Source organism: Kineococcus sp. NBC_00420 (genome assembly GCF_036021035.1).
Taxonomy (GTDB): Bacteria; Actinomycetota; Actinomycetes; order Actinomycetales; family Kineococcaceae; genus Kineococcus.
In genome coordinates, this window is record NZ_CP107930.1 from 3,858,036 (window position 1) to 3,877,183 (window position 19,148).

19 protein-coding genes are annotated in these 19,148 nt (G+C 72.5%); 10 read left to right on the forward strand and 9 right to left on the reverse strand.

The features are described from left to right. Position 1: 1 nt before the first annotated feature. A complete protein-coding gene (locus tag OG218_RS19060; protein WP_328294797.1) occupies positions 2-466 on the reverse strand; it encodes a hypothetical protein in 465 nt (154 codons plus the stop codon). A gap of 132 nt (positions 467-598) precedes the next feature. On the opposite strand from OG218_RS19060, the gene OG218_RS19065 reads away from it, so the two are divergent. Both OG218_RS19065 and OG218_RS19070 read left to right on the forward strand, forming a co-directional pair. Continuing rightward, complete coding sequence (locus OG218_RS19065) at positions 599-1,780, forward strand: sensor histidine kinase (RefSeq protein WP_328294798.1); 1,182 nt, start codon at positions 599-601, stop codon at positions 1,778-1,780. A 16-nt stretch (positions 1,781-1,796) separates the two neighbouring features. Beyond that, complete coding sequence (locus OG218_RS19070; RefSeq protein WP_328294799.1) at positions 1,797-2,444, forward strand: response regulator transcription factor; 648 nt, start codon at positions 1,797-1,799, stop codon at positions 2,442-2,444. Between the two features lie 17 nt (positions 2,445-2,461). On the opposite strand, the gene OG218_RS19075 is transcribed toward OG218_RS19070, so the two are convergent. From OG218_RS19075 to OG218_RS19095, 5 genes are all read right to left on the reverse strand, one after another. Next, the gene (locus tag OG218_RS19075) at positions 2,462-2,704 is read right to left on the reverse strand and encodes a hypothetical protein (RefSeq protein ID WP_328294800.1); all 243 of its coding nucleotides are present in this window, start codon (positions 2,702-2,704) and stop codon (positions 2,462-2,464) included. Between the two features lie 175 nt (positions 2,705-2,879). Further along, the gene (galK, locus tag OG218_RS19080; RefSeq protein WP_328294801.1) at positions 2,880-4,100 is read right to left on the reverse strand and encodes a galactokinase; all 1,221 of its coding nucleotides are present in this window, start codon (positions 4,098-4,100) and stop codon (positions 2,880-2,882) included. Next, positions 4,097-5,197 carry a galactose-1-phosphate uridylyltransferase gene (galT, locus tag OG218_RS19085; RefSeq protein ID WP_442906530.1) on the reverse strand — a complete coding sequence of 367 codons (1,101 nt, stop codon included), beginning with the start codon at positions 5,195-5,197 and terminating at the stop codon, positions 4,097-4,099. Before galT ends, galK begins: the two co-directional genes overlap by 4 nt. Before the next feature lie 29 nt (positions 5,198-5,226). Further along, the gene (locus OG218_RS19090; RefSeq protein WP_328294803.1) at positions 5,227-6,015 is read right to left on the reverse strand and encodes a DeoR/GlpR family DNA-binding transcription regulator; all 789 of its coding nucleotides are present in this window, start codon (positions 6,013-6,015) and stop codon (positions 5,227-5,229) included. Continuing rightward, positions 6,015-8,036, reverse strand: coding sequence for a beta-galactosidase (locus OG218_RS19095; protein WP_328294804.1), 2,022 nt, complete (start codon positions 8,034-8,036; stop codon positions 6,015-6,017). The genes OG218_RS19090 and OG218_RS19095 overlap by 1 nt, the downstream gene beginning before the upstream one ends. A 135-nt stretch (positions 8,037-8,171) precedes the next feature. Here OG218_RS19095 and trpS point away from each other — a divergent pair, with 135 nt between their 5' ends. The 4 genes from trpS (at position 8,172) to OG218_RS19115 (ending at position 11,226) form a co-directional block, all read left to right on the forward strand. After that, positions 8,172-9,185: a tryptophan--tRNA ligase gene (gene trpS / locus OG218_RS19100; RefSeq protein ID WP_380259474.1), complete on the forward strand. Its 1,014-nt coding sequence runs from the start codon at positions 8,172-8,174 to the stop codon at positions 9,183-9,185. A gap of 38 nt (positions 9,186-9,223) precedes the next feature. After that, complete coding sequence (locus tag OG218_RS19105; RefSeq protein WP_328294806.1) at positions 9,224-9,736, forward strand: 2'-5' RNA ligase family protein; 513 nt, start codon at positions 9,224-9,226, stop codon at positions 9,734-9,736. A 164-nt stretch (positions 9,737-9,900) separates the two neighbouring features. Next, a complete protein-coding gene (locus OG218_RS19110; protein ID WP_328294807.1) occupies positions 9,901-10,977 on the forward strand; it encodes a YihY/virulence factor BrkB family protein in 1,077 nt (358 codons plus the stop codon). A gap of 21 nt (positions 10,978-10,998) precedes the next feature. After that, positions 10,999-11,226: an SCO4848 family membrane protein gene (locus tag OG218_RS19115; protein WP_328294808.1), complete on the forward strand. Its 228-nt coding sequence runs from the start codon at positions 10,999-11,001 to the stop codon at positions 11,224-11,226. Positions 11,227-11,270: 44 nt separating this feature from the next. Here OG218_RS19115 and OG218_RS19120 read toward each other — a convergent pair whose 3' ends face one another. After that, entirely contained in the window at positions 11,271-11,900 is a 630-nt protein-coding gene (locus tag OG218_RS19120; protein ID WP_328294809.1) for an MBL fold metallo-hydrolase, read from the reverse strand. Between the two features lie 62 nt (positions 11,901-11,962). Between OG218_RS19120 and OG218_RS19125 the strand changes: the two genes are divergently transcribed. The 4 genes from OG218_RS19125 (at position 11,963) to OG218_RS19140 (ending at position 16,199) form a co-directional block, all read left to right on the forward strand. Next, entirely contained in the window at positions 11,963-12,418 is a 456-nt protein-coding gene (locus OG218_RS19125; RefSeq protein WP_328294810.1) for a MarR family winged helix-turn-helix transcriptional regulator, read from the forward strand. Next, positions 12,415-13,797, forward strand: a complete 1,383-nt coding sequence (locus OG218_RS19130; RefSeq protein ID WP_328294811.1) for an MFS transporter — start codon at positions 12,415-12,417, stop codon at positions 13,795-13,797. Before OG218_RS19125 ends, OG218_RS19130 begins: the two co-directional genes overlap by 4 nt. Positions 13,798-13,846: 49 nt before the next feature. Further along, positions 13,847-15,106 (forward strand): formaldehyde dehydrogenase, glutathione-independent, encoded by a 1,260-nt coding sequence (gene fdhA / locus OG218_RS19135; protein ID WP_328294812.1) that lies wholly within the window; start codon positions 13,847-13,849, stop codon positions 15,104-15,106. 97 nt (positions 15,107-15,203) lie between these two features. Next, positions 15,204-16,199, forward strand: coding sequence for a TauD/TfdA family dioxygenase (locus OG218_RS19140; RefSeq protein WP_328294813.1), 996 nt, complete (start codon positions 15,204-15,206; stop codon positions 16,197-16,199). A 75-nt stretch (positions 16,200-16,274) separates the two neighbouring features. Here the strand turns inward: OG218_RS19140 and OG218_RS19145 are convergent, their stop codons facing one another. Continuing rightward, positions 16,275-17,180, reverse strand: a complete 906-nt coding sequence (locus OG218_RS19145; RefSeq protein ID WP_328294814.1) for an NADP-dependent oxidoreductase — start codon at positions 17,178-17,180, stop codon at positions 16,275-16,277. A 130-nt stretch (positions 17,181-17,310) separates the two neighbouring features. After that, the gene (locus OG218_RS19150; protein ID WP_328294815.1) at positions 17,311-18,972 is read right to left on the reverse strand and encodes an ABC1 kinase family protein; all 1,662 of its coding nucleotides are present in this window, start codon (positions 18,970-18,972) and stop codon (positions 17,311-17,313) included. Between the last annotated feature and the right edge of the window lie 176 nt (positions 18,973-19,148).

Here is a 19,148-nt window from a genome sequence, read left to right on the forward strand (position 1 = left end):
GTCAGCGCAGCGCGAGGGCGGGACGGCCGGTGCGGTGGGCCACGACGGCCGACTCGGCGAGCAGGCTGAGGCCGAGGGCGAAGAGCACCGACTGCCCGACGGTGGTGGAGGCCACTCCGAGGGCGACGGCGCCGGCGTCGACGCCGAGGCGCAGCACGACCAGGGCGCCGAGGGTCGCGAAGCACGCCGGTCCCCAGCTGGTGAACAGGGCCTGACCGCGCTGGGTGATCCGGACGACGGAGCCGCGGACGGCGCCGAGTCCGAGGGCGAGCACCGCCGTGAGGACCAGGAACGCGACGTCGGGGGCGTCGAGGAGGGTGTCGCGCAGCAGGAACAGCCCGACCGCGCTGAGGATCAGCGGCTTGCGCAGGGCCTCCTCGGCGACCGGCCGCGGACGGGAGCGGCGGACCACGACGAGGGCGAGGGCGGCGAGGGCGGCGAGGACGGAGATCAGGGTCGTCGGCATGCCCTCCACACTGCTCGGGCGCGGCCCCCACGGGATCGGCCCGGGGGTCGATCCCGGGTCGATCCGGGGTGGAGGTCCGGGTGGAGGAGCGGGTTGAGGACGGGGCCCGACGCGGGGCCTAGGGTCGTCGCCATGCCTGCTCTGCGCGCCATGTGGCGGCGCACCACCGTTCCGCTGCGGGCCCTGGAACTGCTGGTCGTGCTCGTGCTGCTCGTGGCGTTCCCGAGCACCGCCTGGACGTCCTCGCCCGACGTCGTCGTCTCCCTGGTCGTCGCCTCGCTGGCCTGGATCGCGTGGATGGTCGTCGAGCCGCTGTCGATGCGCGGGACCGTGGCCGTCGTCGGCCGGCGGGCCGTGGTCGTGACCGTGGTGCTCTCGGTGGTGACCGCGTCCGCGGGCTACGCCGCGGCGCGGACCGAGGCGGGCTGGATCTTCGTCCTGGCCGTCATCGCGGGCCTCGCCGCCGGCCGCGACACCGGGGTGGCCGGTGCCGTGGCGTCGTTCACGGCCGGGACGGCCGGCATCCAGCTGGGGCTGCTCGCCGCCGGGGGTTTCCCGTTGTCGGCCGTGCTGGGCTACCCGGCGGGTCTGCTCTCCGCGGTGTTCGGCGGGGTGATCCGCGCCGGCCGCCGCGACCAGGAGGAGGCGACCCGGCAACTCCTGCGCGCCTCCGACCAGGCGCGGACGGAACAGGCCCGTGGTGCGGCGCTCGCGGAACGTGCGCGGATCGCCCGTGAGGTCCACGACGTCCTCGCGCACTCCCTCGGCGGGCTGGCCATCCAGCTCGAGGTGGCCGACGCGCTGCTCTCCGGGGACCTCGACGAGAAGTCCCGGGACGCTGCGCTGCACCGGGTCCGGACCGCCCACCAGCTGGCGACGACGGGACTGGAGGAGACCCGCAAGGCCGTCCACGCGTTGCGCGTCGACTCCCCGCCGCTGCCGGACTCGCTGGCGACGCTGGCCGCCGGGTCGCGGGAGAACGGCACCGAGGTGACGCTGGACGTGCAGGGTCGGCCCCGTCCGCTGGGGGCCGGTGAGGTGGCGCTGCTGCGGACCGCGCAGGAGGCCCTGGTCAACGCCGCGAAGCACGCGCCGGGGTCACCGGTGCTGCTGGACCTGGACTACGGCGAGGAGAGCACCACGTTGCTCGTCACCGATCGCGGTGCGCTGGACCCCGACGCGCGCCGACCGGGCAGCGTCGACGGGGGTTTCGGCCTGGCCGGTCTGCGCGAGCGCCTCGAACTCACCGGCGGGTCGCTGGCCGCCGGTCCGTACGAGCGCGGGTGGCGGGTCACGGCCCGGGTGCCGCAGTGAGGAGGAGGATGTCCGGGTGAGCTCCCCCCTGCGTGTGGTCGTCGCCGACGACCAGACCATCGTCCGCGACGGCCTCGTCGCCCTGCTGGACCTGATGCCGGACCTCGAGGTCGTGGCGACCGCCTCCGACGGGGCGCAGGCCGTCGAGCGGGCGCGGGAGCACACCCCCGACGTGGTCCTGATGGACCTCGGGATGCCGAACGTCGACGGGGTCGAGGCGACCCGGCGGATCGTCGCCGCCCAGCCCGGCGTGGCCGTCGTCGTGCTCACGACCTACGTCGACGACGCGACGATCCTCCGTGCGCTGCAGGCGGGGGCGCGCGGTTACCTCACCAAGAGCGCCGGCCGTGCGGACATCGCCCGGGCCCTGCACGCGGCGGCCGCGAACCAGGTCGTGCTGGACGCCGACGTCCAGGCGCGGCTGCTCTCCGCGGCCGGAAACCCGGCGCCGAGCGCGCCGGCGGAACTACCGGACGGGCTGACCGAGCGCGAGGCCGACGTGCTGCGCCTCATCGCCAAGGGGTTGTCCAACCACGACATCGCCCGGGAACTCGTCGTCTCGGTGGCGACGGTCAAGACCCACGTGAACCACCTCTTCGCCAAGACCGGGTCCCGGGACCGCGCGCAGGCCGTCGCCTACGCCCACCGCACCGGGCTGGTCTGAGGTCAGGCCTCCGGCGGTCAGCTCCGGGTGGGGCCGGCGGCGACCTCGTGGACGAACCGGCCGGTGGCCGACAGGTCGGGGGTCAGGACGAGGCGCCAGGCCGCCGGGTCGACCGGCGCCGAACCGGGGTCGATGCCGTTGGTCAGCAGCCAGTGCCGGAACCGGGCCTGCTCGCCGCGCCACGCACGGCGGTTGAGCCACCACGACACCCACAGCACCCCGCCCGCGGCGAGCCCGCTCAGCAGCAACCAGAACAGCACCCGCACAGCTTGGCCGTCGCACCGTCGCCGTGGGTGAACGCGGTGTGAACACCGCCCCGCCCGCGGAAACAACACTTCCCGCCCTCTCCCGGGCCCGCGCCGGGCGGAAAGTGTTGTTTCCGCCCGGCGGGGTGGGGCTGTGAGGGCGGAAAGTGTTGTTCCGCGGGCCGGGGGGTCAGAGGTCGCGGCCGGCGCCTTCGGAGGGGAGCGCGGTGAGGAACCGGGGGGCGCGCAGACCCTGCTCGGCGAACGCGGCGGCCACGGCCTCCGCGACGACCTGCACGCGCCCGGCCGCGACGAGCGCGATCGCGGACCCGCCGAAACCGCCGCCGGTCATGCGGGCGCCGAGGGCGCCGTGGGCGCGGGCGACGTCGACGGTGAGGTCGAGTTCGCGGCAGGAGACCTCGTAGTCGTCGCGCAGCGAGTCGTGCGACGCGTTCAGCAGGTCACCGATCTCGCCGGCCCGCCCCTCGTGCAGGAGTTCCGCCGTGCGGCGCACCCGGTCGATCTCGGTGACGGCGTGCCTCACCCGGCGGCGCAGCACGTCACCGTCGGGTTCGGAGCCGACGCGCTCCAGCGCGGCGCCCAGCGCGGCCGGGTCGACCTCGCGCAGCGTGGGGACGCCGAGGAGTTCCGCTGCGTGCTCGACGTTGGCGCGGCGCCTGCCGTACTCACCGCCCGCGTGGGAGTGCTCGGCGCGGGTGTCGACGACGAGCAGTGCGAGCCCGGCCCCGGCGAGGTCGAGGGCGACCTGGGAGACGGTGTCGTCGCGGGTGTCGAGCAGGATCGCGCCGCCCTCGTGGCAGCGCAGCGACGCGGCCTGGTCCATCCCGCCGGTGTTCGCCCCGGCGACGACGTTCTCGGCCAGCATGCAGGCCCCGGCCAGTGCGGCTCGTCCCGCGTCGTCCAGCGGGGCCCCGATGAGGTCCCCGAGCGCCACCGCGACGGCGCACTCCAGCGCGGCCGAGGACGACAACCCCGAACCGTAGGGGACGTGGCCGTCGACCAGGGCGTCGAAACCTCCGGTCAGCAGGCCCCCGGCGAACTCCTTCTGCGCCAGCGCCCACGGGACCCCGGCGACGTAGGCCGCCCAGCCCTGCGGGGACCCGGCGCCGACCTCGGCGAGCGGGAGCTCGACGACGGTGTCCTCCTGCCGGGAACGCAGCCGGACGACGCCGTCGGTGCGCGGGCGCAACGCGACGAAGGTCCGGTGCGGCAGGGCCAGCGGCAGGCACAGACCGCCGGTGTAGTCGACGTGCTCGCCGATGAGGTTCACCCGGCCCGGGGCGGACCAGACGCCCTCGGGCTCGTCGCCGAAGACGTCGCGGAACTCCTTGGCCAGGGCGGTCGCCGTGCTCGGACGGTCGGCGGCGTCGAAGAACTCAGGGGTGCTCATCGGGAAACCTCACGGAGTCGGGCCGCCACCTTCTCGGGCGTCGTGTCGTTGATCCAGGCCGCCATCGCCGATTCGGACCCGGCGAGGAACTTCACCTTCGAGGGGCCGCGCAGCACGCTGAAGACCTGCAGGTGCAGGCGCATCTCGTCGCGCCCCTCGGTCGCGGGAGCCTGGTACCAGCCCGCGATGTAGGGCAGCGGGTGGTCGTCGGGGTAGTAGCGGTCGAGCCGGCCCAGCAGGTCGAGGTACGCGGCGACCAGGTCGTCACGCTCCTCCTCGGTCAGGGCCGGGAGGTCGGGGACGTCGCGGTGCGGTGCGAGGTGGACCTCGACGGGCCAGCGGGCCGCGGCGGGGACGTAGGCGGTGAAGTGCTCGGTCTCGAACACGACCCGCGACCCGGCGCGACGTTCGGCGTCGAGGACGTCGCGGAACAGGTTGCCGCCGGTGGCCGCGCGGTGCTCGCGGGCCCGGCGCAGCATGGTCTCCATCTTCGGCGCCAGGTAGGGGTAGCCGTAGATCTGACCGTGCGGGTGCGGCAGCGTGACGCCGATCTCCTCGCCGCGGTTCTCGAAGACGAACACCTGCTCGACGCCCTCGGTCGCGTTGAGGGCCTCGGTGCGGTCGATCCACGCCTCGAGGACCGTGCGCGCCCGGCGCGGGTCGAGGGTGCCGAACGAGCCGTGGGTGTCGGAGCTGAAGCAGACGACCTCGCAGCGTCCGGCCGCCGGACGGGTCGGCCACAGGGCCTCCCCGTCGAGGAACCCGCTCTCGCCGCCGATCCGGTTGGAGAACGACGGGAACCGGTTCTCGAAGGCGACGACGTCGTAGCTGGAGTCGGCGATCTCGGTGGGGAAACCACCGGGCACGGTGGGGGCCAACGGGTCCTGGTCCGGCGGGGGCATGAGGGTGCGGTCGTTGCGGTGGGAGGCCATCGCGATCCAGTCACCCGTCAGGGGGTCGAAACGCACCTGGGAACCGCCGCGCACCGTCTCCTCGGCGGGGGGCAGCGGACGGTGGTCGACGGCGTCGCGCACCCGTTCCCCCGACAACCACGGTTCGGTGTCGTCGAAGTAGATGAGTTCGCGTCCGTCGGCCATCGTGGTCGACGTCTTGCGGAACGGGTGGCTCACTGGTCCTCCTCCTGGGGGATGCCGGCGATCACGAGTTCGCCGACGAGTTCTGAGATGACGGGACGGGCCGAGGGGTCCAGGGCGTCGTCGGTGACGAGGACGTCGACCGCGGAGAGCGCGGCGAACGACGTCAGACCGACGACCCCCCACTTCGAGGCGTCGGCGACGACCACGACCTGTGCGGCGCAGTCCATCAGCGCCCGGTTGGTGTCGGCCTCGGTCAGGTTCGGGGTGCTCAGGCCGGCCGCGGCGTCGAGGCCGTGCACCCCCAGGAACAGCACGTCGACGTGCAACCCGCGCAGACCCGCGCGGGCGACGGGGCCGACGAGCGCGTCGGAGGGGGTGCGGGTGCCGCCGGACAGGATGACCGTGCGGGAGTGGTCGGCCGGGTCGTGCAGCAGGTCGGCCACCCGCGGGGAGTTCGTCACGACGGTGAGGTCGGAGACGTCGCGCAGTTCGCGGGCGACCTCGGCCGTCGTCGTCCCCGCCGACAACCCCACGGAGGCGCCGTCGGGCACGAGGTCGGCGGCGGCCCGGGCGATGGCCCGCTTCGCGTCCGGCCGCAGGTTCGACTTGGCCGCGAAACCCGGTTCCTCGCTGGTCCGGCCGATCGCGGCGGCGCCGCCGTGCACGCGCGCGACGAGCCCGCGCCGGGACAGTTCCCCGATGTCGCGGCGCACCGTCATCTCCGAGACGCCGAGACGCTCGACGAGGTCGGCCACCCGGACGCCGCCGTGGGTGCGGACGGCGTCGAGGATGAGTTCCTGGCGCTGGTGGGCGAGCATCAGACCTCCCGCACGACCGCGCTCTGACCGGGTTCGAGTTCCAGGCCGTCGACCTCGACCTCGCCGACGAGGTCGAAACCCCGGACGACGACCGTGGCGTCCTCCTCGCCGTGGTTCAGCGCGAACAACCAGCTGCCGTCCGCGGAGGACCGGCGGACGACGTCGACGGGCCCGCTGGCCTCGGCGACGGGCGTGACCCCGGCTGCGGTGCAGACGGTCCGCAGCAGTCCGGCGAGGGCTTCGTCGTCGAGGGAGGTGCCCAGGTACCAGGCGTGCGCGCCCGAGGGCAGGTCGCGACGGGTCAGGGCGGGGCACCCGGCGGCGGCGCCGTCGGCGTAGCGGACCAGGACCTCGGTGTCGTCGTGCGCGCTCGCGATCTCGGCCCAGACATCACCGACGGTGCCGTCGTCGAGTTCACCGGCGACCCCGTCGGAGAGCGGGTGGAACTCCTCGACCCGGACGCCGAGCAGGTCCCGGAACGCCCCGGGGTAGCCACCGAGGCGGACCCGGACGGAGGCGTCGACGATCCCGGAGAAGTAGGTGACCAGGACGTGGGTCCCGGACTCCGCGGCCGCGGTCACGGCGGCCGCCGTGGTGTCGTCGCACAGGTAGAGCGTGGGGACGACGAGGACCCGGTAGCCCGAGAGCACCGCGGCGAGGTCGTCGGGGTGCGCGGTCACGGGGACGACGTCGGCCCCCGTGTGGGCCGCCCGGAGCAACCCGTGGACCCGCAGGGCGAGGTCCGCGTGCCCGACCCGCTGCGAGGGCAGGGTCGGCGACTCCATGGCCCAGGCGTTCTGCCAGTCGACGAGGATCGCCACGTCGTTGGTCACGGTGGAGTCGCGCAGTTCCCCGAGCCGGCCCAGGACGGCACCGAGCTCGACGACCTCGCGGAAGCGTTCGCTGTCCTCGCCCGCGTGCGGGACGAGGGCCGAGTGCCACTGCTCGGCCCCGCCGGCGGACTGGCGCCACTGGAAGAAACAGATCCCGTCCGCACCGCGGGCGACGTGGGACAGGCTGTCCTGCAGCATCTCCCCGGCGGCCTTGGCGACGTTCACCGGCTGCCAGTTCACGGCCGAGGTCGAGTGCTCCATGAGCAGCCACGGGTTCCCCGACGCCGCGCCGCGGGTCAGGTCGGCGGCGTAGGCGAGTTCCCCGCGCGGGTCGTCGTAGGCGCCGTGGATCAGGTAGTGGTCGTTGGAGACGACGTCCTGCTCGCGCGCCCAGCGCCCGTAGTCCAGCGGGTTGAGCTGGGAACCGACCATGAAGTTGGTCGTGACGGGGACGTCCGGCGTGATCGCGCGCAGGACCTCCTTCTCGGCGAGGTGCTGGCCGAGGAGTTCGTCGGAGCAGAACCGGGCGAAGTCCAGGGCCTGGGCCGGGTTGTGGAAGGAGGAGGTGTGCGCGGGGACCTGGACCTGCTCGAGGGAGGTGTAGTGCTGGCTCCAGAACGCCGTCGCCCAGGCCGCGTTCAGCGCGGCGACGTCGGCGTAGCGCGTGGCCAGCCAGCCCCGGAACGCCGTCGCGCTGACGGCGCAGTAGCAGCGGGCGTTGTGGCAGCCGAGTTCGTTGCTGACGTGCCACAGCCGCAGCGCCGGGTGCTCGCCGTAGCGTTCGGCCAGCGCCCGCACCAGCTTCAGCGACCGTTCGCGGTAGACCGGCGAGCTCGGGCACCAGCTCTGCCGGCTGCCGAACGTGACGCGACGGCCGTCGGCGTCCACCGGGAGGACCTCGGGGTGCTGCTGGGTCAGCCAGGCCGGGGGAGAGGCCGTGGCGGTCGCCAGGGAGACGCCGATCCCGCCGGCGTGCAGGTCGTCGAGGACGTCGTCGAACCAGTCGAAGTCGAAGCGGTCCGGTTCGGGCTCGAGCAGGCCCCAGGAGAAGATGCCGACCGAGACGAGGTTCACCCCGGCCTCCCGCATGAGCCGCACGTCGTCCGCGCGGACCTCGGCGGGCCACTGCTCGGGGTTGTAGTCGGACCCGAACACCAGCCCGGACGGTCCCTCGCTCCATCGCTGCACCCGCCGAGGATGCCCGCCCGCTCGACCCCGGGTCAACCAGAACCGCACACAACCGCACACGAGCCTCCGTGTGGGGGACGGGGGTGGGGCGACGGGCCGGCACCCGGCGGCTGGCAGGATGGAGTCATGTCCGTCATGGCAGGTACGCGCCCGCGACTGCTGTCGGGGATGCAGCCGACCTCAGGGTCGCTCCACCTCGGCAACTACCTCGGTGCCCTCAAGCAGTGGGTGGCCCTGCAGGAGACCCACGACGCGCTCTACTGCGTCGTCGACCTGCACGCCCTCACCGTCGGGCCGGACCCGGCCGCGCTGCGCGAGCGGACCCGCTGGACGGCCGCCCAGTACATCGCTGCGGGCGTCGACCCCGAACGCTCGGCCCTCTTCGTCCAGAGCCACGTCCCCGCCCACGCCCAGCTCGCCTGGGTGCTGTCGTGCATCACCGGTTTCGGCGAGGCCGGGCGGATGACGCAGTTCAAGGACAAGTCGGCCAAGCAGGGCTCCGACAGCACCACCGTCGGGCTGTTCACCTACCCGGTCCTCATGGCCGCGGACATCCTGCTCTACCAGGCTGCGGAGGTCCCCGTCGGTGAGGACCAGCGCCAGCACCTGGAGCTGACCCGCAACCTGGCCCAGCGCTTCAACTCCCGCTTCGGCGAGACGTTCACCGTGCCGGAACCCTTCATCCCCAAGGAGACCGCGAAGATCTTCGACCTGCAGGAACCCGGCGCGAAGATGAGCAAGTCCTCGTCCTCGCCCAACGGGATCGTCGACGTCATGGACGACCCCAAGGTCACCGCGAAGAAGATCCGCTCCGCCGTCACCGACACCGGCCGCGAGGTCCTCTTCGACCCCGTCGAGAAGGCCGGCGTCTCCAACCTGCTCTCGATCCACTCCGCCCTGTCCGGGAAGTCGATCCCCGAGCTCGAGGCCGACTTCGCCGGCCGCGGCTACGGCGACCTCAAGAAGGAGCTGGCCGAGGTCGTCACCGACGTGCTGGGCCCGGTCCGGACCCGTGCGCAGGAGCTCATGGCCGACGCCGGCGCCCTCGACGAACTGCTCGCCTCCGGCGCTGCGCGCGCGAACGAGATCGCCGAGGACACGCTGGCCACGGTCTACGACCGGGTCGGCCTGGTGGGTCGGCGCCGGTGAGCGGATCAGCACGGGACGACGCAGCGCAGCGTGGTGACGTGGCGACCATCGGGGTCTCGATCCCCGTCCCCGCACCGCACGCGGCCGAGCTGACGGCCTGGCGGGAGAAGTTCGGGGACCCGCTCGCGCACGCCATCCCGCCGCACATCACGCTGCTGCCGCCCTTCGAGCTCTCCTGCGCCGACCTCGACGCCGCCCGCGACCACCTCGCGTCGACCGCCGCCACCGGGACCCCCTTCGAGGTGCACCTGCGGGGCACCGCGACCTTCCGCCCCGTCTCGCCCGTCGTCTTCGTCCAGCTCGCCCGCGGCATCTCCGAGTGCGAACTGCTCCAGGCCGCGATCCGCACCGGCCCGCTGCGGCACGAGATCGCCTTCCCCTTCCACCCCCACGTCACCGTCGCCCACGACGTCGAGGAGTCCTCCCTCGACCGCGCCGAACTCGTGCTGCGGGACTGGGAGGCGACCTTCACCGTGAAGGGGTTCAGCCTCTACGAGCACGGCGGCGACGGGGTCTGGCGCCCGCGCGAGGACTTCACCTTCCCGCAGTAGGTGCCCTCCGCTGCGACTCGTGCTGCGACTCGTGGTGCGGCTCGTGTTGCGGGACGAGGTGGCGACCACCACCGTGAGAGGGTTCAACCTCCACGACGACGGCGCCGACGGCGTCCGGTCGCCCCGAGAGGGCGTCACGTCCCAGCAGTGAGGGGTCCCTCCCGGTGAGCGGTGCCGTCGATCAGGCCAAGAGCGCGGTCAGCACCGTCCAGCGGTCGCTGCCGGCGCGGGTCTACAAGAAGTACGGCGACGCCCGGGGGAACGTGCTGGCGGGCGGGATCGCGTACTTCGCGTTCTTCTCCATCTTCCCGGCGCTCGCGGTGGCGCTGACGATCATCGGGCTCGTGATGACCGGGGTGCCGGAGTTCCGGGACTTCATCACCTCGAACCTGGTCAGCGGGCTCGACAGCTACCTCCCGGGGCTCATCCACACCGGGACCTCTGAGGCCGCCGCGGCCTCGTCGGGCGGGGCCAAGGGCATCTACATCGACGACTTCCTCTCCGGCAGCGCCCTGACCTGGGGTCTCGTCATCTCCACCGTGACCGCCCTCTTCACCGGGCTCGGCTGGATCGACGGCATGCGCCAGGGCGTCCGGGCCATCTACGGCGAGGACGCCGGCGGCGGCAACTTCCTGGTCGTGAAGCTGCGCGACCTCGGCGGCATGGTCGTCATCGGGTTCGGCGTCCTGCTCTCCGTCATCGCCGTCGTCGGCACGAACGGCGCGGGCGGGGTGCTGCTCGACGCGTTCGGCTTCGAACCCTCGACGTGGTCGCGCTGGCTGCTCGCGATCGTGGGTTTCGTCGTCGCGCTGGCGATCGACACCCTGACCTTCCTCGCGGTGTTCCGGATCCTGCCCGGCGCGAACCTCCCCGTGCGTGACCTGCTGCAGGGCGCGGTGATCGGCGGGGTCGGGATCGGCCTGCTCAAGCAGTTCGGGACGGCCATCGCGGGGCGCAGCGCCTCCGGCAACGCGTTCCTCGGGGCGGCCGCGACGTTCGTCGTGCTGCTCGTCCTCATGCAGCTGATCGCGCGGGTCGTGCTGCTCGCCGCGGCCTGGGCCGCGACCGTGGCCGAGGACAGGGGTTCCCTGCACCCGGACCTGATGGCGCAGGCGCGCCTGCAGGTCCCGCTCGGCCCGGAGGCACCGGCCGACCACAAGGGCCGGATGCCCTTCGTCTCCGGCCTCGTCGTCGGGGCGATCGGGGCCACCGCCCTCAAGGTCGTGCGCCGGGGGCGCTGACCGGGGTGGGATGATCGGGACGTGGTCCTGTCGAAGCGTTCCAGCTGGTTCCTCGTCCTCTTCGGCGTCTGGAGCTGGATCATCTGGCCCACGTTCCTCAAGAACATCTGGGCGGACCCGCGGTCCTTCGACGACGGCGCCCAGCCCTTCTTCCTCGTCCACCTGGTGCTCGTCGTGGTGAGCCTGGTGCTGGGGACGGCCATCGCGGTCCTGGGCATCCGCAGCCTCCGCAGCCTCCGCCGCCCCTGACGCGTGATCTTGCTGGTGGACCCAGCAAGATCACGAACGGGCGGTCAGAGGGTGACGGTGCTCCCCAGCGGGACGGTCTCCAGGGGCAGTCCGCCCAGGTCGCCGATGAACTGGGCGGTGCTGTGCTGACCGGTCTCGGACAGCATGAGGTCGTGGATCTGGATGGCGCGCTGCGGCTTCACGGCCCGCAGGTAGTCGACGCCCTCGCCGACCTTCGACCACGGGCCGCTGGTGGGGAGCAGCAGCGTCTTCACCGGGACGTTCGGCACCTCGTAGGCGTCGCCGGGGTGGAAGACGTCGCCGTCGACGAGGAAGGCGACGTTCTCCATGACCGGCACGTCCGCGTGGATGACGGCGTGCTGCCCGCCGAACACGGCGACCTCGAAACCCGCCGCCGTGAAGGTGTCGCCGGCGGCGACGACCTGCACGCGGTCGTCGCCGACGAACTCGCGCACGCCGGCCGGGCCGAACACGGGGAGTTCCGGACGGGCGGCGAGCGCGGTCTTCAGCGCGTCGGCGTCCACGTGGTCCGGGTGGTCGTGGGTGTAGAGCACGGCGTCGGCGGCCGCGAGGAGTTCCGGGGTGTTCGGGGTGTAGGCACCCGGGTCGATGAGCAGCGCAGAGCCGTCCTTGCTGAGGACGACCGTGGCGTGGGTGTGCTTGGTGAGCTCCATGGTCGAAACCTACAGCACAACCTGTTCAGGTTGCACTGAAGACTTCGGGTAACCTCGAGGCCATGAAGCCCGACGTGGAGGACCTCGCCCACGACCTCCGGCTCGTCACCGGGGCCCTCATCCGCTCCGTCGAGGGTGGGAACACGTTGCCGCCCATCACCGGCGCCGTCCTCGGGCTGCTCGCCCGACGGGGTGCGATGACGTCCTCCGACCTTGCCGCCCTGCGGCGGGTCCGGCCGCAGACGATGGCCGTCACCGTCAAGGAACTCCTGGAGGCCGGCTACCTCGCCACGGCCCCGCACCCCGTCGACGGGCGCAAGATCCTGCTCGACCTCACCGCCCGTGGACGTACGGCGGTGCTGGCCGATCGGGAGGGGCGGGTTCGCCGCATCGCCGACGGACTGGGAGCCGGGCTGTCGGACGCGGACCTGCAGACCCTCGCCCGCGCCGTCCCGGTCCTCGCGCGACTGGTCGACGACCTGGGTGGCGCGATCGACGAGCCGCTGGTCAACGCGTGAGTCAGCCCTCCGCGAGTCCTTTCAGCGCCCGGTTCGTCGTCCCCCTGCTCATCGGTCCCGTCCTCAACCCCGTCAACACCACCATGGTCTCGGTGGCGCTGGTTCCCATCTCCACCGCGCTCGGGGTCGGCTCCAGCACCGTCGTCTGGCTCGTCGCCGGTCTCTACCTCGCGAGCTCCATCGCCCAGCCCACCATGGGCACGCTGGCCGACCGGTTCGGACCACGCCGGACCTACCTGTTCGGCCTCGTGGTCGTCGTGGTCGCGGGGATCGTGCCGCTGGTGTCGGCGACGTTCGCGGGGGTCCTCGTCTCCCGCGTCCTCCTCGGGATCGGGACCTCGGCCGCCTACCCGAGCGCCATGACGATGATCCGCGACCAGTCCGCCCGCGCCGGGGTCGCGACCCCGCCGGCCCTGCTGTCGGCGGTGTCGATCGCAGCGCTCGCGACCACGGCCGTCGGTCCCGTCCTCGGGGGTCTCCTCGTCGGCTACTTCGGCTGGCCGGCCGTCTTCGTCGTCAACGTGCCGCTCGCGGGGATCGCCCTGGTGCTGTCCTGGCTCTGGTTGCCGGGCGACGACACCCGCCCGGCCTCCCGGCTCCTCGCCGATCCCGGTCGCCTCGACGTCGTGGGCATGGCGGGTTTCGCCGTCACCACCACGACGATGCTGGTGTTCCTGCTCGACCTGGCCTCGGGGTACTGGTGGCTGCTGGCGGGTTCCGTCCTGGTGGGCGCGCTGACGGTCCGCTGGGAACTCCGTCGCACGGCGCCGTTCATCGACCTGCGGATGCTGCGCCGCAACGGGGCCCTCACCCGCACCTACCTGCGGATGATGCTGCTGTACTTCGGCTTCTACTCGATGACCTACGGGTACAGCCAGTGGCTGCAGGACGTGGCGGGTTTCTCCAGCGAACGGGCGGGGCTGCTCCAGCTGCCCTCCGCGGTGCTGGCGGGGTTGGCCTCGGTGCTGGTCGCCCGGACCACCCGGTTGCGGGCGCCGCTCGTCGCGGCCGGGGTGCTGCCGACGCTGGGGGGAGTGCTCCTCGTGCTGACCGACGCGGGCTCGCCCGTGGGGTTCCTCCTCGTCGTCGCGGGCTGCTTCGGGATCGCGCAGGGACTGGCCTCGGTGTCCAACCAGGCGGCGATGTACCGGCAGGCGCCGCCGGAGACGACGGGTGCCGCGTCCGGGCTGTCCCGCACGTTCGTCTACCTGGCGGCCATCGGCTCCTCCGCCCTCGTCGGTCTCGTGTTCGGGCAGCGGCCCACCGACGCCGGCCTGCACCTCATGGGCTGGGTCGTCGCGCTGTCCTGCCTCGGGGCACTGGCGCTGGCCGTGGGGGACCGGACCCTTGCGCGGCGCACCCCTGCCGGGGTTGGGTGAGGGCAGCGCGTCGACACCGATGTCGGCGCCGGTGAGAAGGGCTCAGTCCGTGACCACGACCGACAGTTCTGCTGGTACCAGCACGTCTGCTCCGACCGGCAACCGCGCCGTGGCCTACCTCGGCCCCGGCCGGGTCGAGGTGCAGACCATCGACTACCCGACCTTCGAGCTGAAGGACGGCCCCGGGGTCAACCCCGCCAACGTCGGGCGCAAGGTCGACCACGGCGTCATCCTCAAGCTGGTGGCGACCAACATCTGCGGTTCCGACCAGCACATGGTCCGCGGGCGCACCACCGCCCCGCCGAACCTCGTCCTCGGCCACGAGATCACCGGTGAGATCGTCGAGAAGGGCCGCGACGTCGAGTTCCTCGAGGTCGGCGACCTGGTGTCCGTCCCGTTCAACATCGCCTGCGGTCGCTGCCGCAACTGCAAGGAACGCAAGACGGGCATCTGCCTCAACGTGAACCCGGACCGCCCCGGATCGGCCTACGGCTACGTCGACATGGGCGGCTGGGTCGGCGGGCAGGCCGACTACGTCCTGGTGCCCTACGCGGACTTCAACTGCCTGAAGTTCCCCGACAAGGACCAGGCGATGGAGAAGATCCTCGACCTGACCATGCTCTCCGACATCTTCCCGACCGGTTTCCACGGCGCGGTCAGCGCCGGGGTGGGCGTCGGGTCGACGGTCTACGTCGCGGGCGCCGGTCCGGTGGGCCTCGCGGCCGCCGTCGGCGCGCAGCTGCTGGGCGCGGCCGTCGTCATCGTCGCCGACCTCAACCCCGAACGGCTGGAACGGGCCCGCAGCTTCGGCTGCGAGACCGTCGACGTCTCGAAGGGGGACCCGCGGGACCAGATCGAACAGATCCTCGGCGTCCCCGAGGTCGACTCCGGCATCGACGCCGTCGGTTTCGAAGCGCGCGGCCACGGTGCCGGTTCGGGCACCGAGGCGCCCGCGACGGTGCTCAACTCGCTCATGGAGGTCACCGCGGCGGGCGGGTCGCTCGGCATCCCGGGGCTCTACGTCACGGGTGACCCGGGTGGGGTCGACGAGGCGGCCAAGAAGGGGTCGCTGTCGCTGGACCTCGGCACCGGCTGGGCGAAGTCGCTGGCCTTCACCACGGGGCAGTGCCCGGTGATGAAGTACCACCGGGGGTTGATGATGGCGATCCTGCACGACAAGGTGCAGATCGCGAAGGCCGTCGGGGCGACGGCGATCTCGCTGGACGAGGCGCCCGACGCCTACGCGAAGTTCGACGCGGGTGCGCCGCAGAAGTTCGTCATCGACCCGCACGGCATGATCAAGCGCTGACAATCTGTCCAGTGCTGCGCAGGTGAACTAGGCAGACTGCCCGCCATCGGCGCGCTACGGTGTGACCACGTAGTGCGCCGATGATGGGAGCTCCACCGTGTCCTCGTTGTTCCTCGACTCCTCGGCCACCGTGCCGACCTTCCTCGAGCTGCCGGCGACGCAGCGGGCGGCGATGGCCGCGCTGGGGTCGCGACTGAGCGCCGACCCCGTGACCGAGCCCGAGGCCTTCGGTCGCCAGGCCCGCCTGCTGGCCCGGGAACTCCCGCAGGAGGTCGCCGAGACGCTGTGGGCCTTCGAGGAGCGCGGTTCCGACTCCGGGGTGCTCGTCCTGCGCGGCCTCGAGGTCGGCGACCTGCCGGCCACCCCCGCCGACAACACCGGCGGTGTCGGCGGTCGGACGCTGCTGGCCAAGCAGCAGGCCATCGTCAGCCACGCCCTCGGGCACATGGTCGGCTACGCCGCCGAAGGTCACGGCCACCTGCTGCAGGACATGGTCCCCAACGCCAGGCTCGCCGCGACGCAGCAGTCGCAGGGCTCCCGGGTGGAGCTCGAGGCGCACACCGAGCAGTGCTTCTCCGGCCTGCGTCCCGACTACGTCGTCCTCGGCTGCCTGCGCGGGGACGCCGACGCCTCGACCTACGCCTTCCGCGCGCTCGACCTGCTCGAGCACGTCGACCCGACCGACGTCATGGAACTCTTCCGTCCGCTCTGGACGACGCTGGTCGACGAGTCCTTCGCCGACTTCCTCGACACCCGCGAGGTCCGCGGCCCGTTCTCGATCCTCACCGGTGACGTCGACGACCCGACGATGCTCGTGGACCAGGACCTCATGCACGGCATCACCAAGCGCGCGCAGGCGCTGCTCGAACGGGTCCTGGAGATCTACGTCGCGCACCGCCACGCCGTCGTCCTGCAGCCCGGTGACGTGCTGATGCTCGACAACCTGCGCGCGATGCACGGTCGCTCGCCGTTCACCCCCCGCTTCGACGGGACCGACCGCTTCATCAGCCGGGGCTTCGTCGTCCGCGACCTGCGTCGCTCGCGCTTCGCCCGCCCCGGCGGCAATCGCGTCGTGCAGGCCAGCTTCTCCTGACGACTTCTGGGAGATTCCCCACTCTTCCGGAGGCTGTGAAGGGTGGAGAGTCTCCCAGGAGTTGGCAGGGGGAGGTCAGGGGAGGAGGACGATCTTGCCGCGGGTGTGCCGACGTTCCAGCTCGGTGAACGCGGCGCCCACCTCCTCCAGCGGGTAGCTCGCGGCGATCTCCACCTCGAGCTTCCCGGTGGCGACGAGTTCGGCGATCTCGCCGAGGATTCCCGTCGTCGTGGCCCCCTCGCTGCCCTCGGCCTTGACGCCGAGTTCCGCGGCCAGGGCGAAGGAGATGATCGTCTCGATGCGGTGCTTCGGGATCCCCAGGTCGACGGCGAGCTGGACGTAGTCGGGACCGAAGAGGTCGATGAAGGCGTCGGGGACGTCCTCCTCCAGACGCTCGGCCAGACCCTCCCCGTACTCCACGGGTTCGGCGCCGTGGGTGCGCAACCAGTCGGCGTTGGCCGGGCCCGCGATCCCCAGGACCTTCGCGCCGCGGCGGGTGAGGAGCTGCACGACGAGCGATCCGACCCCGCCGGCCGCCGCGGAGACCGCCACCGTCTCACCCGGCTGCGGGTCCACGGCGCGCACCGCGGCGAAGGCCGTCACCCCGGCCACGTAGAGGGAACCCGCGACCTCCCAGCTCAGCCCGGCGGGTCTGGGGATCAGCTGGTCGCCGGGCACGAGGACGTGGCTCGCCTGGCTGGAACGGGCCCAGGACCAGCCCATGACCTCATCGCCGGGCGACCAGGTGGCGTCCGGGCCCACGGCGCTGACGACGCCGGCGAGGTCGCTGCCCTGGCCGGACGGGAACGTCGCCGGGAAGAGGTCCTTCATCGCCCCGCTGCGGATCGCGGTCTCGCCCGGGTTGATCCCGGCGGCCCGGACCTCCACGACCACCTCGCCGGGGCCGGGGTGCGGGGTCGGCAGTTCCTCGACCTGCAGGACCTCGGGTCCGCCGTAGCGGTGGAAGCGCACTGCGCGCACGGTCAACTCCTTCGTGGTCGGTGTGGAGCGGAGCTCCGCGAGGATGTGGAGCGGAGCTCCGCGAGGATGTGGAGCGGAGCTTCGCGAGGGTGCGACGGGGTCCCCGGTCCGGGACCGGGGACGGGACGGCTCAGCGTCGTCGGGAGCGGTGACCCCTCGCGGTCCAGCCGAGGTACCCCGTCAGCGCGCCCAGGGCCGCCACCCCCACGGCGACGACCTTCGTCTCGTGGGGTTTGAAGCGTTCGGGGTCGGTGGAGCCGACGGTGGCCAGCGCCCCGATCCCGGCGGAGACGACGAGGCCGGCGACGACGCGGTTGCCGATGCGTTCGAGCCTCGCCACCAGGGGGTCCAGCTCGTCGGTGCGCAACGAGACCGAGATCCCGTCCCGGTCCAGGACGTCGAGCAGCCGGCCGAGCTGCCCGGGCAGTTCCACCCCGAGCTGGGCGACGTCGAGACCGGCCTGGCGCACCCGCTTCGCCATCGCCAGCGGGTCGAAGTGGCGGGCCACGAGCCTGCGCGCGTAGGGGTTGAGGACCCGCCCGAGCTGGAAGTCGGGGTCCAGGCTCGACCCCAGCCCCTCGGTCATGACGATCATCTTCACGACGAGGGCGAGGTTGCGCGGCAACGCCAGGTGGTGGCGGCGGAGGATCTCCAGCACGTCGCGCACGATGTCGCTGACGGAGATGCGCCCCAGCGGCAGACCCTCGTAGGTCCGCAGCAGGTGCGCGCAGTCGGCGGTGAGCCGGACCCGGTCGACGCGGTGCTCGGTGACGCCGATCGTCGCGAAGGCCGCCGCGATGCGCGAGGGGTCCCGCCGGGAGAACGCCGCCAGCAGCATCGCCAGCTGTTCCCGGGAGCGTTCGTCGACCTCGCCGACCATCCCGTAGTCGAGCAGCCCGATGCGCCCGGAGGGTTCGATGAGGAAGTTCCCCGGGTGCGGGTCGGCGTGGAAGAACCCGTGCTCGAAGACCATGTCGGCGAGCAGGCGCGTCGCGCGGGCGGCGAGTTCCGTCCGGTCGATGCCGTGCTCGGCGAGCGCGGCGTCGTCGTTGATCTTGACCCCGTGCAGGCGTTCGAGGGTGAGGACCCGCGACGTCGTCGTGTCCCAGTAGACCGCCGGGACCCGGATGTCGGGGTCGCCCTCGAAGTTGCGGGCGAACCGTTCCGCGTTGTGGCCCTCGGCGAGGTAGTCGAGTTCGGCGCGCAGGGTGTCGGCGAAGTCCGTCGCCAGTCCGACGACGTCGTAGTCGGCCGCCACCGTCCACCGCCGCGAGGCCTGCACGGCGAGGGTGCGGAGGATCTCGAGGTCGCCCTCGACCTCCTCGACCACCCCGGGCCGGCGGACCTTCACCACGACCTGCGTCCCGTCCTCCAGGACCGCGGTGTGGGCCTGCCCGATCGAGGCGCTGGCGAGCGGTTCGCGGCTGAAGTTCACGAACAGCTCCTCGGGCGGCGCCCCGAGTTCCTCCTCCACGGCGTCGCGGACCGTCTCGTAGGGAACGGGGGTGGCGCTGTCCTGCAGCTTCTCCAGCTCGTGCTGGAAGCCGGGGGAGAGCAGGTCGGGACGGGTGGAGAGGATCTGGCCGATCTTCACCGCGGTCGGCCCCAGTTCCTCCATGACGAGGCGGACGTGCGCGGCCCGGGTGTGCCGCTCGCGTTCCTGGGCGCGGCCCCCGAAGAGGTCCCAGTCGGTGCGCACCCACCGCTCGAGGCCGAGCGCGTCGATGAAGTACCCCAGACCGTGCCGGGACAGGATCCGGCTGATCTGCAGGTATCGGTCCTGGTGCCGCATTCGGTCTCTCCCCCGGGGTGGCCCTGCGCGGCACTCTACGTGGCGTCGATCGGGGGCCGACCGCCCACTGCACGCTCTCCCGCACCAGAGGCCCGGGCTCGTGCAGCTCCGGGGCGTCCGGCTCACGTGCCGGATGTCCCGGGACAGCGGGTGAGGGGATGCTGGTGATGAGGGAC

Bases quoted from the DNA above. Each gene is read 5' to 3' on its own strand.
- OG218_RS19060 (WP_328294797.1), bottom strand. From the start codon at position 466: ATGCCGACGACCCTGATCTCCGTCCTCGCCGCCCTCGCCGCCCTCGCC.
- OG218_RS19065 (WP_328294798.1), top strand. From the start codon at position 599: ATGCCTGCTCTGCGCGCCATGTGGCGGCGCACCACCGTTCCGCTGCGG.
- galK (WP_328294801.1), bottom strand. From the start codon at position 4,100: ATGAGCACCCCTGAGTTCTTCGACGCCGCCGACCGTCCGAGCACGGCG.
- galT (WP_442906530.1), bottom strand. From the start codon at position 5,197: ATGGCCGACGGACGCGAACTCATCTACTTCGACGACACCGAACCGTGG.
- OG218_RS19090 (WP_328294803.1), bottom strand. From the start codon at position 6,015: ATGCTCGCCCACCAGCGCCAGGAACTCATCCTCGACGCCGTCCGCACC.
- trpS (WP_380259474.1), top strand. From the start codon at position 8,172: ATGGCAGGTACGCGCCCGCGACTGCTGTCGGGGATGCAGCCGACCTCA.
- OG218_RS19120 (WP_328294809.1), bottom strand. From the start codon at position 11,900: ATGGAGCTCACCAAGCACACCCACGCCACGGTCGTCCTCAGCAAGGAC.
- OG218_RS19125 (WP_328294810.1), top strand. From the start codon at position 11,963: ATGAAGCCCGACGTGGAGGACCTCGCCCACGACCTCCGGCTCGTCACC.
- OG218_RS19150 (WP_328294815.1), bottom strand. From the start codon at position 18,972: ATGCGGCACCAGGACCGATACCTGCAGATCAGCCGGATCCTGTCCCGG.